This is a genomic window from Bradyrhizobium sp. INPA03-11B, assembly GCF_040446015.1.
Taxonomy (GTDB): Bacteria; Pseudomonadota; Alphaproteobacteria; order Rhizobiales; family Xanthobacteraceae; genus Bradyrhizobium; species Bradyrhizobium macuxiense_A.
The window spans coordinates 1-12,370 of record NZ_JASGSR010000177.1 but is presented as its reverse complement, the minus strand read 5'-3'; the positions used below and the strand labels follow the sequence as shown (position 1 = coordinate 12,370).

The 12,370-nt window shown below is 65.7% G+C and carries 11 protein-coding genes and 1 pseudogene; 8 read left to right on the top strand and 4 right to left on the bottom strand.

Going from position 1 to position 12,370, the window contains the following annotated elements; all coding sequences use genetic code 11:
* The 5 genes from QMZ05_RS38075 to QMZ05_RS38055 form a co-directional block, all read left to right on the top strand.
* A partial coding sequence (locus QMZ05_RS38075; protein WP_353705432.1) for a thiamine pyrophosphate-dependent enzyme occupies positions 1-281 on the top strand: 281 nt, incomplete at its 5' end.
* A 137-nt stretch (positions 282-418) separates the two neighbouring features.
* A complete protein-coding gene (pgm, locus tag QMZ05_RS38070; protein ID WP_353705431.1) occupies positions 419-2,059 on the top strand; it encodes a phosphoglucomutase (alpha-D-glucose-1,6-bisphosphate-dependent) in 1,641 nt (546 codons plus the stop codon).
* 23 nt (positions 2,060-2,082) lie between these two features.
* Positions 2,083-3,039, top strand: a complete 957-nt coding sequence (locus QMZ05_RS38065) for an NAD(P)-dependent oxidoreductase (RefSeq protein ID WP_353705430.1) — start codon at positions 2,083-2,085, stop codon at positions 3,037-3,039.
* Entirely contained in the window at positions 3,032-3,907 is an 876-nt protein-coding gene (locus QMZ05_RS38060) for a dihydrodipicolinate synthase family protein (RefSeq protein WP_353705429.1), read from the top strand. Before QMZ05_RS38065 ends, QMZ05_RS38060 begins: the two co-directional genes overlap by 8 nt.
* A gap of 187 nt (positions 3,908-4,094) precedes the next feature.
* A complete protein-coding gene (locus QMZ05_RS38055; protein ID WP_353705428.1) occupies positions 4,095-6,419 on the top strand; it encodes a xanthine dehydrogenase family protein molybdopterin-binding subunit in 2,325 nt (774 codons plus the stop codon).
* 191 nt (positions 6,420-6,610) lie between these two features.
* Here QMZ05_RS38055 and QMZ05_RS38050 read toward each other — a convergent pair whose 3' ends face one another.
* From QMZ05_RS38050 to QMZ05_RS38040, 3 genes are read right to left on the bottom strand one after another with little or no spacing between them, the layout of a single operon-like run.
* Complete coding sequence (locus QMZ05_RS38050) at positions 6,611-7,807, bottom strand: acyl-CoA dehydrogenase family protein (RefSeq protein WP_353705427.1); 1,197 nt, start codon at positions 7,805-7,807, stop codon at positions 6,611-6,613.
* Between the two features lie 13 nt (positions 7,808-7,820).
* On the bottom strand, positions 7,821-8,966 hold the full coding sequence (locus QMZ05_RS38045) for an acyl-CoA dehydrogenase (protein ID WP_353705426.1): 1,146 nt from the start codon (positions 8,964-8,966) through the stop codon (positions 7,821-7,823).
* An 8-nt stretch (positions 8,967-8,974) separates the two neighbouring features.
* On the bottom strand, positions 8,975-9,829 hold the full coding sequence (locus tag QMZ05_RS38040; protein ID WP_353705425.1) for an enoyl-CoA hydratase: 855 nt from the start codon (positions 9,827-9,829) through the stop codon (positions 8,975-8,977).
* Positions 9,830-9,987: 158 nt separating this feature from the next.
* Here QMZ05_RS38040 and QMZ05_RS38035 point away from each other — a divergent pair, with 158 nt between their 5' ends.
* The 3 genes from QMZ05_RS38035 to QMZ05_RS38025 are packed head-to-tail and all read left to right on the top strand — an operon-like array spanning position 9,988 to position 12,019.
* Positions 9,988-10,602 carry a LemA family protein gene (locus QMZ05_RS38035; RefSeq protein WP_353705424.1) on the top strand — a complete coding sequence of 205 codons (615 nt, stop codon included), beginning with the start codon at positions 9,988-9,990 and terminating at the stop codon, positions 10,600-10,602.
* A gap of 21 nt (positions 10,603-10,623) precedes the next feature.
* Positions 10,624-11,517, top strand: a complete 894-nt coding sequence (locus QMZ05_RS38030) for a YgcG family protein (RefSeq protein WP_353705423.1) — start codon at positions 10,624-10,626, stop codon at positions 11,515-11,517.
* Positions 11,518-11,521: 4 nt separating this feature from the next.
* Complete coding sequence (locus tag QMZ05_RS38025) at positions 11,522-12,019, top strand: TPM domain-containing protein (RefSeq protein WP_353705422.1); 498 nt, start codon at positions 11,522-11,524, stop codon at positions 12,017-12,019.
* Between the two features lie 150 nt (positions 12,020-12,169).
* On the opposite strand, the pseudogene QMZ05_RS38020 reads toward QMZ05_RS38025, so the two are convergent.
* Positions 12,170-12,370: pseudogene (locus QMZ05_RS38020) on the bottom strand (hypothetical protein); the annotation flags it as partial.

Sequence of the window (12,370 nt, the reverse complement as noted above, 5' to 3'; positions counted from 1 at the left end):
TGGAAGATTCCGCCTATGGCATGATCCGCTGGAAGCAGGCGGTCGACAACTTCCCGGATTTCGGCCTCACCTTCGGCAATCCGGATTTTGTCAAATACGCCGAAAGCTATGGCGCCAAGGGCTCGCGGATCGAGAGCACGGAGGCCATCGTCCCGACGCTCGAGCGCGCCTTCTCCGGCGGCGGCGTGCACCTTGTTGTGGTACCGATCGACTATACCGAGAACAAGCGGGTGCTGGTCGACGAGCTGCGCGAGAAAGTGCAGCAGATCGACGTCGAATAGCGGATTGCGCTGCCGGCACGGAACGAAATGCCCTCGGCTTGATTGAACGTAAGCCGCCATGGTAGCACGCCGAGCGATCAAGCCATCGGCCTCACTCGTTGTGCTGATGGTCGGCGATACCAGATCTGAGAGGTCACGTGACTGCACCAAATCCTGCCGCCGGCAAACCCATCGATCCCTCAGCGCTCGCCAATGTTCCGCGGCTTGTTACGGCCTATTTCGCCGGCAAGCCCGACGCCAGCGATCCCACCCAGCGGGTCGCGTTCGGCACCTCGGGCCATCGCGGCTCGTCGCTGAAGAATTCGTTCAACGAGGACCACATCCTCGCCACCACGCAGGCGATCTGCGATTACCGGCGCGAGAAGGGGCTCACCGGGCCGCTGTTCATCGGCATCGACACCCATGCGCTGGCCGAGCCGGCGCTGGCCAGCGCGGTCGAGGTGTTCGCGGCGAACGGCGTCGAGATCATGATCGACGCGCAGGTTGGCTACACCCCGACGCCGGTGATCTCGCACGCGATCCTGAGCTACAACAAGGGCCGCAGCACGGGCCTTGCCGACGGCGTCGTCATCACGCCGTCACACAACCCGCCGGAGGATGGCGGCTACAAATACAATCCGCCGCATGGCGGCCCGGCCGACACCGACGTCACTGCGGTGGTCGAGAAGAACGCCAACCGCTATATCGAGGCCGGCCTCAAGGGCGTCGCACGGATGCCGTATGATCGCGCGCGCAAGGCCGCGACCACGCATCTGCACGACTACATCACGCCCTATGTCGCCGATCTCGGCAACACCGTCGATCTCGCGCTGATCAAATCCGCCGGCGTCAAGATCGGCATCGATCCGCTCGGCGGCGCGGCGGTGCATTACTGGCAGCCGATCATCGCGCGCTACGGCATCAACGCGACCATCGTCAACAATGCGGTCGATCCGACCTTCCGCTTCATGACCGCGGATTGGGACGGCAAGATCCGGATGGACTGCTCGTCGCCCTACGCGATGGCGAGCCTGATCGGGATGCGCGACCGTTTCGACGTCGCCTTTGCCAACGATACCGACGCCGATCGCCACGGCATCGTCACCCGCTCCAACGGGCTGATGAACCCGAACCACTTCCTCGCCACCGCGATCGCCTATCTGTTCGCGCACCGGCCGCAATGGAGCAAGGATGCCGCGATTGGCAAGACCATCGTGTCGAGCTCGATCATCGATCGCGTGGCGAAGAAGCTCGGCCGCAAGCTGGTCGAGACGCCGGTCGGCTTCAAATGGTTCGTCGACGGGCTCGGCAGCGGCGGCTTCGGCTTTGCCGGCGAGGAAAGCGCCGGCGCGTCGTTCCTGAAGCGCGACGGCTCGGCCTGGACCACCGACAAGGACGGCATCATCCTTGGCCTGCTGGCGGCGGAGATCATCGCCAAGACCGGCCGCGATCCCAGTGAATTGTTTAACGAGCTGACCGCGGAGCTCGGCGTGCCCTATTACGAGCGCATCGACGTCGCGGCGACGCCGAAGCAGAAGAACGCGCTGAAGGCGCTTGGGCCCGAGCAGCTCAACATGACCGAGCTCGCCGGCGATCCCGTGCGCGCGGTCAGGACCAAGGCGCCGGGTAACGATCAGCCGTTCGGCGGCATCAAGGTCGAGAGCGAGGCCGGCTGGTTCGCCGCGCGTCCCTCCGGCACCGAGGATGTCTACAAGATCTACGCCGAAAGCTTCCGCGGGCCGGATCATCTGAAGCAGATTCAAAGCGACGCGCAGGCCGCGATCGCCAAGGTGTTCTGAAGGCGCGGGGCGGGGCGGAATTCATGCGCGTCTTGTTGACCGGCTCCTCCGGCTGGCTCGGCCGTTTCCTTGCGCCGCGGCTTCGACAGGCCGGTCATCACGTGACCGGCCTCGACGTCGTCGCAGGCGAGGCGACCGATGTCGTCGGCTCGGTGGCCGAGCGATCGGTGGTTGACCGCGTGTTCGGCGATCATGGCATCGAGGCCGTGATCCATGGCGGCGCGCTGCACAAGCCCGACATCGCGCGGTTCGCGCCGCAGGCCTTTGTCGACGTCAACGTATCAGGCACGCTCAACCTGCTGCAGGCGGCCGCGGCCGCCGGCCATGATCGTTTCGTGTTCACCTCGACGACCTCGCTGATGATCTCGCAGGCGATCCGCGACGAGGAAGGCCATGCGGCGGTCTGGCTCGACGAGGCCTCGGGGCCGCTCGAGCCGCGCAACATCTACGGAGTGACAAAGCTCGCCGCCGAAGCGCTGTGCCGGCTGTACAGCCGCGAGCATGGGCTGAACTGCGCGGTGCTGCGCACCAGCCGCTTCTTCCCCGAGGACGACGACACCATCCGCGACATCCATGGCGAGAACCTGAAGGCGACCGAGCTGCTGTACCGCCGCCTCACGGTCGAGGACGCTGCCGACGCCCATGTCGTGGCGCTGGAGAAGATCCGGGGATTCGAGGTCTTCGTGATCAGCGCGCCGACACCGCTTGCGCGCAGCGATGTTGCGGACCTGAAGACCGACGCGGCCGGCGTGATCGGGCGCTATTTCCCCGACGCACCGGCGCTGTTTACAAAGCGCGGCTGGCGGCTGCCTGGGTCGATCGGCCGGATCTATGACGCGAGCAAGGCCGAACGCCTGCTCGGCTTCCGCGCGGTAACCGACTTTGCAGCGGTGCTCGGCGCCCTGCGCAATGGCGAGCCGCTTCCCTTTGCGCACGATCCCGATTATGTCTCGCCGTCAACGAGGCTCGCAAATGGCTGACTTCCACGGCGTCTTTCCGTATCTGGTGTCTCCGGTCGATCCCGCCGGCCATGTCCGCACCGAGGTGCTGGCCCGGCTCTGCGACGATTTGATCAAGGCCGGCGTCCATGGCTTGACGCCGCTCGGCTCGACCGGCGAATTCGCCTATCTCAACAATGCGCAGCGCATGCAGGTGGTGGCGACCACGATCGAGGCCGCGCAGGGCCGCGTGCCTGTCGTGGCCGGCGTCGCCTCGACCTCGACGGTGGACGCGGTGGCGCAGGCCAAGGCCTATCAGAAGCGGGGTGCTGCCGGCATTCTCGCGATCCTGGAGGCGTATTTTCCGCTCAGCGATGCCCAGGTGGAAGCCTATTTCCGCGCCATCGCCGACGCGGTCGATATTCCCGTCGTGATCTACACAAATCCGAATTTCCAGCGCTCCGATCTCACGCTCGACGTCATCGCGCGCCTCGCCCAGCACCCGCGGATCGGCTACATCAAGGACGCCTCGACCAATACCGGCCGGCTGCTGTCGATCATGAACCGCTGCGGCGACAGCCTGAAAGTGTTCTCGGCGTCCGCTCATATCCCGGCCGCGGTGATGCTGATCGGCGGCCATGGCTGGATGGCCGGCCCGGCCTGCATCATCCCGCGGCAGAGCGTCGAGCTCTACAATCTCTGCCGCCGCGCCCGCTGGGACGACGCGATGACCGTGCAGCGCAAGCTCTGGCGCATCAACGAGGCGTTCGCCCGCTTCAACCTCGCCGCCTGCATCAAGGCCGGGCTCGCGATCCAGGGCTACGATGTCGGCGACCCGGTGCCGCCGCAGGCGCCGCTCACCGCCGAGCAGCGCAAGGTGGTCGAGGCGGCGTTGCGCGATCTTGCCTGAAGCTGGCTTGCGCGTTGTGTACGTTCTTACCATCCCGTCATTCCGGGGCGATGCGCGAGCATCGAACCCGGAATCTCGAGATTCCGGGTCTGGTCCTGCGGACCATCCCGGAATGACGGCAGCGTGTTGTCTCGCGCCGAAAATCCGTTAAAACCCGCCGAAATTTCTGCTATCCAAGGACCCTCTGATGAACATTCTTCCCGGCAATATGCGTTTTGGTGCGGGCCAGCCAGTCAAGCGTCTGGAAGACCAGCGGCTGGTCACCGGGAAGGGGCATTTCATCGACGACAAGCCGCAGGACGGCGCGCTCTGGCTGCACGTGCTGCGCTCGCCGCATGCCCACGCCAACATCAAGGCGATCGACGCCAAGGCAGCGCTGGAGATGCCGGGCGTCAAGGCGGTCTATACCGGTGCCGATCTCGTGAAGGACGATATCGGCACGCTGCCGACGCTTGCGATCTTCAAGCGGCCCGACGGCTCGCCGATGACCGTGCCGCCGCGGCGCCTGCTGGCGCATGAGGTGGTGCGCTATGCTGGCGAGGGTGTCGCGGTCGTGGTCGCGACCGCGCGCGTGCTGGCGCAGACGGCGGCGGAGGCGATCGAGGTCGACTACGAGGTGTTGCCTTCAGTGGTCGATCCGGCCGAGGCGATCAAGCCCGGCGCGCCCGCGGTCTGGCCGGAGGCGCCCGACAACATCGTCGCCGCGATGAGCTATGGCGATGCCGCCAAGGTCGAGGCAGCCTTCGCCAGCGCCGCGCACAAGGTGTCGCTCGACCTGATCAGCCAGCGCCTGGTGCCGTCGGCGATGGAGCCGCGCTCGACCATTGCCGAGATCGAGAAGAAGACCGGCCGGCTCATTCTCCATGTGCAGTCGCAGACCCCGGGCTCGACCCGCGACCTCCTGGCGGAATCGATCCTGAAGCGGCCAAAGGACAGCGTGCGCGTGCTGGTCGGCGATATCGGCGGCGGCTTCGGCCAGAAGACCAGCCTCTATCCGGAAGACGGCATCGTCGCCTATGCCGCGACCAAGCTGAACGAGAAGATCCGCTGGCGCGGCGACCGCACCGACGAGTTCGTCGGCGGCACCCATGGCCGCGACCTCACCTCGACCGGCGAGTTCGCGCTCGACGCCAAGGGCCGCGTGCTGGCCTATCGCGTGCGCTCGATCGGCGGCACCGGCGCCTACTCGTCGGGCACCGCCAACATCATTCCGCTGGTGCTCGGCCCGTTCGTGCAGACCGGCGTCTACGATCTGCCGCTGGTGCATTTCGAGGTGAAGTCGGTGATGACCCACACCGCGCCGGTCGGTGCCTATCGCGGCGCCGGCAGGCCGGAGGCGGTGTTCATCGTCGAGCGGCTGTTCGATGCCGCCGCGCGCCAGATCGGCATGGACCCGCGCACCATCCGCAAGGTCAACTACATCAAGCCGGCGCAGCTGCCCTACACCAATGCGGTCGGGCAGGTGTACGACTCCGGCGCGTTCGCGCACATGCTGGAGCGCGCTTCTGACTTGGCCGACTGGAACGGCTTTGCCGCGCGCAAGAAGGCAGCCAAGAAGAAGGGCCTGCTCTACGGCCGCGGGCTGACCAGCTACATCGAGTGGACCGGCGGCCGCGCCCACACCGAAAACGTCTCGCTGCATGCGACCGCCGAAGGCCGCGTCGTCCTGCACTCCGGCACCATGGCGATGGGGCAGGGCCTCGCCACCACCTACACCCAGATGATATCAGATACGCTCGGCATTGCCATGGACAAGATCGACGTCATCCAGGGCGACACCGATCTTGCCACCGGCTTCGGCAGCGTCGGCTCGCGCTCGCTGTTCGTGGGCGGCACCGCCGTTGCGGTCTCCGCCAACGACATGATCAACAAGGCGCGCGACAAAGCCTCCAATTTGCTGGAAGCCTCCGTCGGGGACATCGAGTATCGCGACGGCTTCCTCACCGTGGTCGGCACCGACAGGCGCATCAGCCTGTTCGAGATCGCGAAGAATGAAAACGGCGCCAAGCTCTCGGTCGAGAGCGAAGGCAATGTCGACGGCCCGAGCTGGCCGAACGGCACGCATATCTGCGAGGTCGAGATCGATCCCGAGACCGGCGTGACGCGCGTGGTGCGCTACACCACGGTCGACGACGTCGGCGTCGCCGTCAATCCGATGCTGGTGACCGGGCAGGTGCATGGCGGCGTTGTCCAGGGCATCGGCCAGGCGCTGTACGAAGGCGTCGCCTACAGCGAGGAAGGCCAGCTGCTGACCGCAAGCTATCAGGACTATTGCATCCCGCGCGCCTCGGACATTCCGCCGATGTCAGTGACGCTCGATCCCTCCGCGCCCTGCAAGACCAATCCGCTGGGCGCCAAGGGCTGCGGCGAGTCGGGCGCGATCGGCGGTCCGCCCTGCATCACCAATGGCGTGATGGATGCCTTGAGCGAGGTCGGCATCACCCAGCTCAACACGCCGCTGACGCCGGTGAAGATCTGGCAGGCGATCCAGGACGCCAAGGCTGGGGCGTAAGCGCTGCCACCCTCCCCTGGAGGGGGAGGGTCGGCACGCATCGTTAGATGCGTGACGGGGTGGGGTGATCTCTCAACTCGGGCACTGTTCGCGAGGAGGGACTTTCACCCCACCCCGCCGCTCCTTTCAGTCGCGTCGACCCTCTCCCTCCAGGGGAGGGTGAAGGGAAGGCGATCGCGTCCGGACGCGGGCTACAACCCCAGCACCATCTTCGCGATGATATCGCGCTGGATCTCCGACGAGCCGCCGAAGATCGTGTACGCCCGGCCGTTGAGATATTCCGGCACCACCGGCAGGAGTTCTTCCGGGATCGCCGGCTCGTGGTTGAGCCGGTAGAACGGCCGCGCCGGCTCGACGGCGAGGCCGTCCTGGCCGATCACGTCGACGCCGAGCCGCGTCACCGCCTGGCGGATTTCGCTGACACGGAGCTTGATCAGCGACGACACCGCGCCGGGATTCTGCCCGGTCTGCAGCGCCGACAGCACCCTGAGCTCGGTCATCTCGAGCGCATCGATGTCGACCTCGACCTCCGACATCCGCATCGCGATGTCAGGGTCCTCGATCGCGCGGCCGGTAACCTCGGAGCCTGCGAGATCGGTGATCGTCTTCAGCGCCTCGCGCAGCTTGGCGGATGCGATGCCGGAGCCGCGCTCGAACTCGAGCAGGTACTTGCCGTAGGTCCAGCCCTTGCCTTCCTCGCCGACGCGATTGGCGACGGGCACGCGGACGTCGTCGAAGAACACCTGATTGACCTCGTGATCGCCGCCGATGGTCAGGATCGGGCGCGTGGTGATTCCAGGCGTCTTCATGTCGATGAGAATGAAACTGATGCCGTCCTGCTGCCGCTCGCCCTCATTGGTGCGCACCAGCGCGAACATGCGGTTGGCGTGGTGCGCATGCGTGGTCCAGATCTTGGTGCCGTTGATGACGTAGTCGTCGCCGTCGCGCACCGCGCGCGTCTTCAGCGAGGCGAGGTCGGATCCAGAGCCCGGCTCGGAATAGCCCTGGCACCAGTAGTCCTCGCCGGAGAGGATCCGCGGCAGGTAGAAGTTCTGCTGCTCGCGTGAGCCGAAGCCGATGATGACGGGGCCGACCATCTTCACGCCCATCACGTTGACATTCGGCACGCCGGCGCGGGCGCACTCGGCCTCGAAGATCCAGCGCTGCGCCGGCGTCCAGTCCGGCCCGCCATGTTCGACCGGCCAGCCCGGCGCGCCCCAGCCCTTCTTGTGCAGGGCGCGCTGCCAGGCCATGCCGATGTCGGGATCGGAGAACACCGACGGCGTCAGCGCGGTGGCGCGCTTCATCTCCGGCGTCAGACTCTCGGCGATATAGTCGCGGACTTCCTTTTCGAAGGCGCGTTCTTCGGCGCTGAAGGTGAGATCCATGGTGCGCTCTCCGTTACGCGTGGGCGCGGCCGCTGAGCGCGGCGTGGCGGCGATAATGATGGGCACTGCCGCCGAACAGCGTATCGAAGGCGAGCAGCCGCTTGAAATAGGCGCCGATGTCGAGCTCTTCGGTGACGCCCATGGCGCCGTGCAGCTGCACCGCCTGCTCGGCGACGAAGCGCGCGCATTTGCCGATCTTCGCCTTGGCGCCGGACGCGGCACGGCTGCGCGCCACCGGCTCGGCGTTGGCCATCAACGCCGCGCGCAGCGCCATCGACCGCGCCTCGTCGACCTGCATCGCGACATCTGCGAGGCGATGACGGATCACCTGATTGGCCGACAGCGGCCGGCCGAACTGCTTTCGAATTTTGGTGTATTCGAGCGTGGTGTCGAGCAGCGTCTGCATGATGCCGACAGCTTCCGCGCCGAGTGCGGCCATTGCGCGGTCGACCACGGTTTCGATCGCGGGCAGCGCATCGCTGCCATCGCCGAGTAGCGCGTCCGCCGGCAGTTGCACATCCCTGAGATCGAGATTGCAGCCGCGCCCGCCGCCGAGCCGCGCATAGTCGCGCAGAGTGAGGCCGAGCGTTCCAGCCGGCACCAGGAACAAGCCAAGCTTGCCGGATGCGCCATTGGCGTTGGCGATGCGAGCGGAAACAATGATCTCGTTGGCAGCCGCGCCGTCGAGCACCGCGACCTTGCTGCCGTTCAGCCGCCAGCCGTCGGCGGTCTTGGTCGCTGTCGTGTCGACATGGGCGAGGTCGAAGCGCGCGGCGCGCTCCGAATGTGCGAAGGCGAGCGTCAGCGCGCCCTCGGCGATCCTGGGCAGGATCGCCTGCTTCTGCGCTTCGGTGCCGCATTCGGCGACCAGCGCGGCGCCGATCACGACCGTGGAGAGGAACGGCTCCGACACGAGGCCACGGCCGAACGCTTCCATCAACAGCCCGATCTCGATCGCGCCGCCGCCGAGCCCGCCATGGGCCTCGGCGATCGGCAGCGCCAGCCAGCCGAGCTCGGCGAATTGTTTCCAGATCGCCGGCGAATAGCCCAGCGGATCGTTCACCGCCTTCTTGCGATGCTCTGATGTGAAGGTTTCCGCCACGAAGCGGTCGGCACTTTCGCGCAGCAGGCGCTGCTCGTCGCTGAGGGTGAGGTCCATCTGGCTGTCTACACGTTGGCGGTTTTCTTGACGGAGGGATGAAGACCCGCGGGGTCCACCACCATTCCGAATTCCTGGAGATTATGCGCGTGGCAGAGCTGATGCAGCGCGAACGCCTGATCGATCGCGGCGGGCTGCCCCATGATGTCGATCGAGCGGTTCACCGCCTCCTTGCTCAGCTTCAGCGCGAACGCGGGTTTTGCGGCGATCCTGCGCGCCAGTGCCAGCGCGAAGGACGAGAGGTCGCCGCGCGGCACCACGTGATTGACCATGCCGAGGCGATGCGCTTCGTCGGCGCTCCAGACGTCGGCGGTGAACAACATCTCCTTGGCCTTGCGCGCGCCGAGTTCCCAGGGATGCACGAACCACTCGACGCCGCAGACGCCCATCGTCACCACGGGATCGCAGAACTCGGCGTCATGGCTCGCGACGATCAGGTCGCAGGCCCAGGCCAGCATCAGCCCGCCGGCAATGCACTTGCCGTGCACCTCCGCGATCGTCGGCTTGGCGAGATTGCGCCAGCGCCGCGTGATCTGCAGGTAGATCTCCTGCTCGCGCGCGAAGCGGCCATGCGCGTTGGGTTCGGCGAAGCCGCCCCAATTTCCGACTGGCGGGAAATCGACGCCCGCTTCATTCTTGGCCCCTGGCCTGAGATCGTGGCCGGCCGAGAAATGCGGGCCATTGCCGGCGAGGATGATGACCTTGACCGCGTCGTCCTGCACCGCCCGGTCGAAGGCGGCGTTGAGGTCGTAGGTCATCTGCAGGTTCTGGGCGTTGCGCGCCTCAGGGCGATTCATCACGATCCGCGTGATCGCGGGGTCGGGCCGCTCGACGACAATCGTCTCGAATTGTTCAGACACCAATGGATCCTCCCGCGATCGATTTTTTCGCCATGATGAACGGCGCGGGGAGGGATAGGCAAGAGCCATCATCCGCAAAAGATCGCGCGAAATCCGCGCCACGGGATTATCAGGCGGAAATCTGTTACCGTGAGAAAGAATCCACCGGGAGGACCATCTTCATGCGTAAGCTTTGGACCGTGCTGGCAGCGCTGGCGACCTTGAGCCTGACCAACTGCGGCTACAACGCGATCCAGACCAATGACGAGCAGGTCAAGTCGAGCTGGTCGGAGGTGGTGAACCAGTACCAGCGGCGTGCCGACCTGGTGCCGAACCTGGTCAACTCGGTGAAGGGCTTTGCGCAGCAGGAGAAGGATGTGCTGCTCGGCGTCACCAATGCGCGCGCCAAGGTCGGCAGCATCCAGGCGACGCCCGAGGTGCTCAACGATCCCGCGGCATTCCAGAAGTTCACGCAGGCGCAAGGCGAATTGACCAGCGCGCTGTCGCGCCTCCTGGTCGTCACCGAAAACTACCCGCAGCTGAAATCGGATGCGTTGTTCCGTGACCTGATGGCACAGCTCGAAGGCACCGAGAACCGCATCACGGTGGCGCGCAACCGCTACATCAAGGCGGTGCAGGAGTATAACGTCGGCATCCGAACCTTCCCGAACAACCTGACCGCGATGGCGTTCGGTTACAAGGACAAGCCGAACTTCACGGTCGACAATGAGAAGGAGATCTCGACCGCACCGAAGGTCGATTTCAATCCGGCGCCGTCCCCTGCGCCGTCGAAATAACGCCGCCAGGCGCCCGCCGCGATGACCGCCGCACGCGTCATCCTGTTCGCTTTCCTGCTGGGTTTCATGTGTCCGGCGTGGGCCGAGGTTGCAGTACCTCAGCTCACCGGCCGCGTCGTCGATCAGACCGGCACGCTGTCGGCTGCTGATGTCGCCTCGCTGAACGACAGGCTGAAGGATCTGGAGACCCGCAAGGGCAGCCAGATCGCGGTCTTGATCGTGCCGACGTCAGGCGAAGAAACCATCGAGCAGTTCTCGATCCGCGTCGCCGAGGCCTGGAAGATCGGGCGCAAGAAGGTCGACGACGGTGCGCTGCTCGTCGTTGCCAAGAACGACCGTCATCTGCGCATCGAGGTCGGCTACGGCCTCGAAGGCGTGCTGAGCGACGTCGTCACCCATCGCATCATCGACGAGGACATCACGCCGAAATTCAAGGCCGGCGATTTCGCCGGCGGTATCTCGGCCGGCATCGACCGGATGATCCGCCTGGTCAATGGCGAGCAATTGCCCGCACCGGAGCCCGAGCATTGGCAGGCGCCCAATCTCGTCGACTTCGCCAACCCGATGGTGATTTTCGGCGTCATCATCGTGGCAGGCTTCCTGCGCGGCCTGCTGGGGCGGCTGTTGGGTTCGGTGGCGACCGGCGGCATCGTCGGCGTCTTCACCTGGATGCTGGCCGGCTCGCTCGCCACCGCGCTGGTGGTCGGCCTGTTCGCCGGTGTTGCGGCGCTGATCTTCGGCGGCTTGAATTTTGGTAGCCCGGCGGCCGGCTCGGGACCGTACCGGCGCGGCGGCGGTTATTCCGGCGGCTGGTCCGGCGGGGGCTGGAGCAGCGGCTCGAGTTCGAGCGACAGCGGTGGCTTCAGCGGCGGAGGCGGCAGCTTCGGTGGCGGCGGCGCCTCGGGGAGCTGGTAGGGATATGAGCATCAAGCGCATCGGCAAGCATCTGATCGAGCATCGCTGGCGCGTGCGGCGCGCGTTTCCGCCGCGCGTGCTCGATGCCATCGAGCAGGCGATCAAGGCGGGTGAGGCCACCCATTCGGGCCAGATCCGTTTCGTCGTCGAGGGCGCGCTCGACGGCGTGCCGCTGTTTCGCAATCAGCCGGCGCGGGAGCGGGCACTCGATGTGTTCTCGCATTTGCGGATTTGGGACACCCATCACAACAATGGTGTGCTGATCTATCTGTTGCTCGCCGACCGCGACGTCGAGATCGTCGCCGATCGTGGCATTGATGCGAAGGTCGGCCACGCCGGATGGGACGCGATTTGCCGCGCCATGGAAACGGACTTTCGGGCCAGCCGGTTCGAACAGGGCGTGATCAACGGCATCGCCGCGGTGTCGCGGGAGCTGGCGAAGTATTTTCCGCACGCCGAGGGCGGCCCGAACGAACTGCCGGATAGACCGGTGGTGATTTGAGGGATCGAGCTACTTGGCCTTCTTCATCCTCCCCTGGAGGGGAGGATCGACGCGAATGCAATGAGCGGCGAGGTGGGGTGAAAGTCTCTCCGCCTGAAGGCTGCCCGAGTCGAGAGATCACCCCACCTCGGTTCGCATTGCGCTATCGCTTCATGCGAACCGATCCTCCCCCTCCAGGGGAGAATAAGAAGATCGCCATTGCGCCTTCACCGACGGCCGCGCGGCGACGCGGTTGAGCCAGGCGACGATGTTGGTGCTCTTCACCCTCCCCTGGAGGGCAGGGGAATCGCATGTTGGCTTCGGCAAGTAGTTGCCAAATCGACAGAAAGGGATTCTGAAGGTGGCTCCTGA

Excerpts from the sequence above, each read along its gene's own strand:
- QMZ05_RS38065 (WP_353705430.1), top strand. The coding sequence starts at position 2,083 with ATGCGCGTCTTGTTGACCGGCTCCTCCGGCTGGCTCGGCCGTTTCCTT.
- QMZ05_RS38060 (WP_353705429.1), top strand. The coding sequence starts at position 3,032 with ATGGCTGACTTCCACGGCGTCTTTCCGTATCTGGTGTCTCCGGTCGAT.
- QMZ05_RS38055 (WP_353705428.1), top strand. The coding sequence starts at position 4,095 with ATGAACATTCTTCCCGGCAATATGCGTTTTGGTGCGGGCCAGCCAGTC.
- QMZ05_RS38050 (WP_353705427.1), bottom strand. The coding sequence starts at position 7,807 with ATGGATCTCACCTTCAGCGCCGAAGAACGCGCCTTCGAAAAGGAAGTC.
- QMZ05_RS38045 (WP_353705426.1), bottom strand. The coding sequence starts at position 8,966 with ATGGACCTCACCCTCAGCGACGAGCAGCGCCTGCTGCGCGAAAGTGCC.
- QMZ05_RS38035 (WP_353705424.1), top strand. The coding sequence starts at position 9,988 with ATGCGTAAGCTTTGGACCGTGCTGGCAGCGCTGGCGACCTTGAGCCTG.
- QMZ05_RS38030 (WP_353705423.1), top strand. The coding sequence starts at position 10,624 with ATGACCGCCGCACGCGTCATCCTGTTCGCTTTCCTGCTGGGTTTCATG.
- QMZ05_RS38025 (WP_353705422.1), top strand. The coding sequence starts at position 11,522 with ATGAGCATCAAGCGCATCGGCAAGCATCTGATCGAGCATCGCTGGCGC.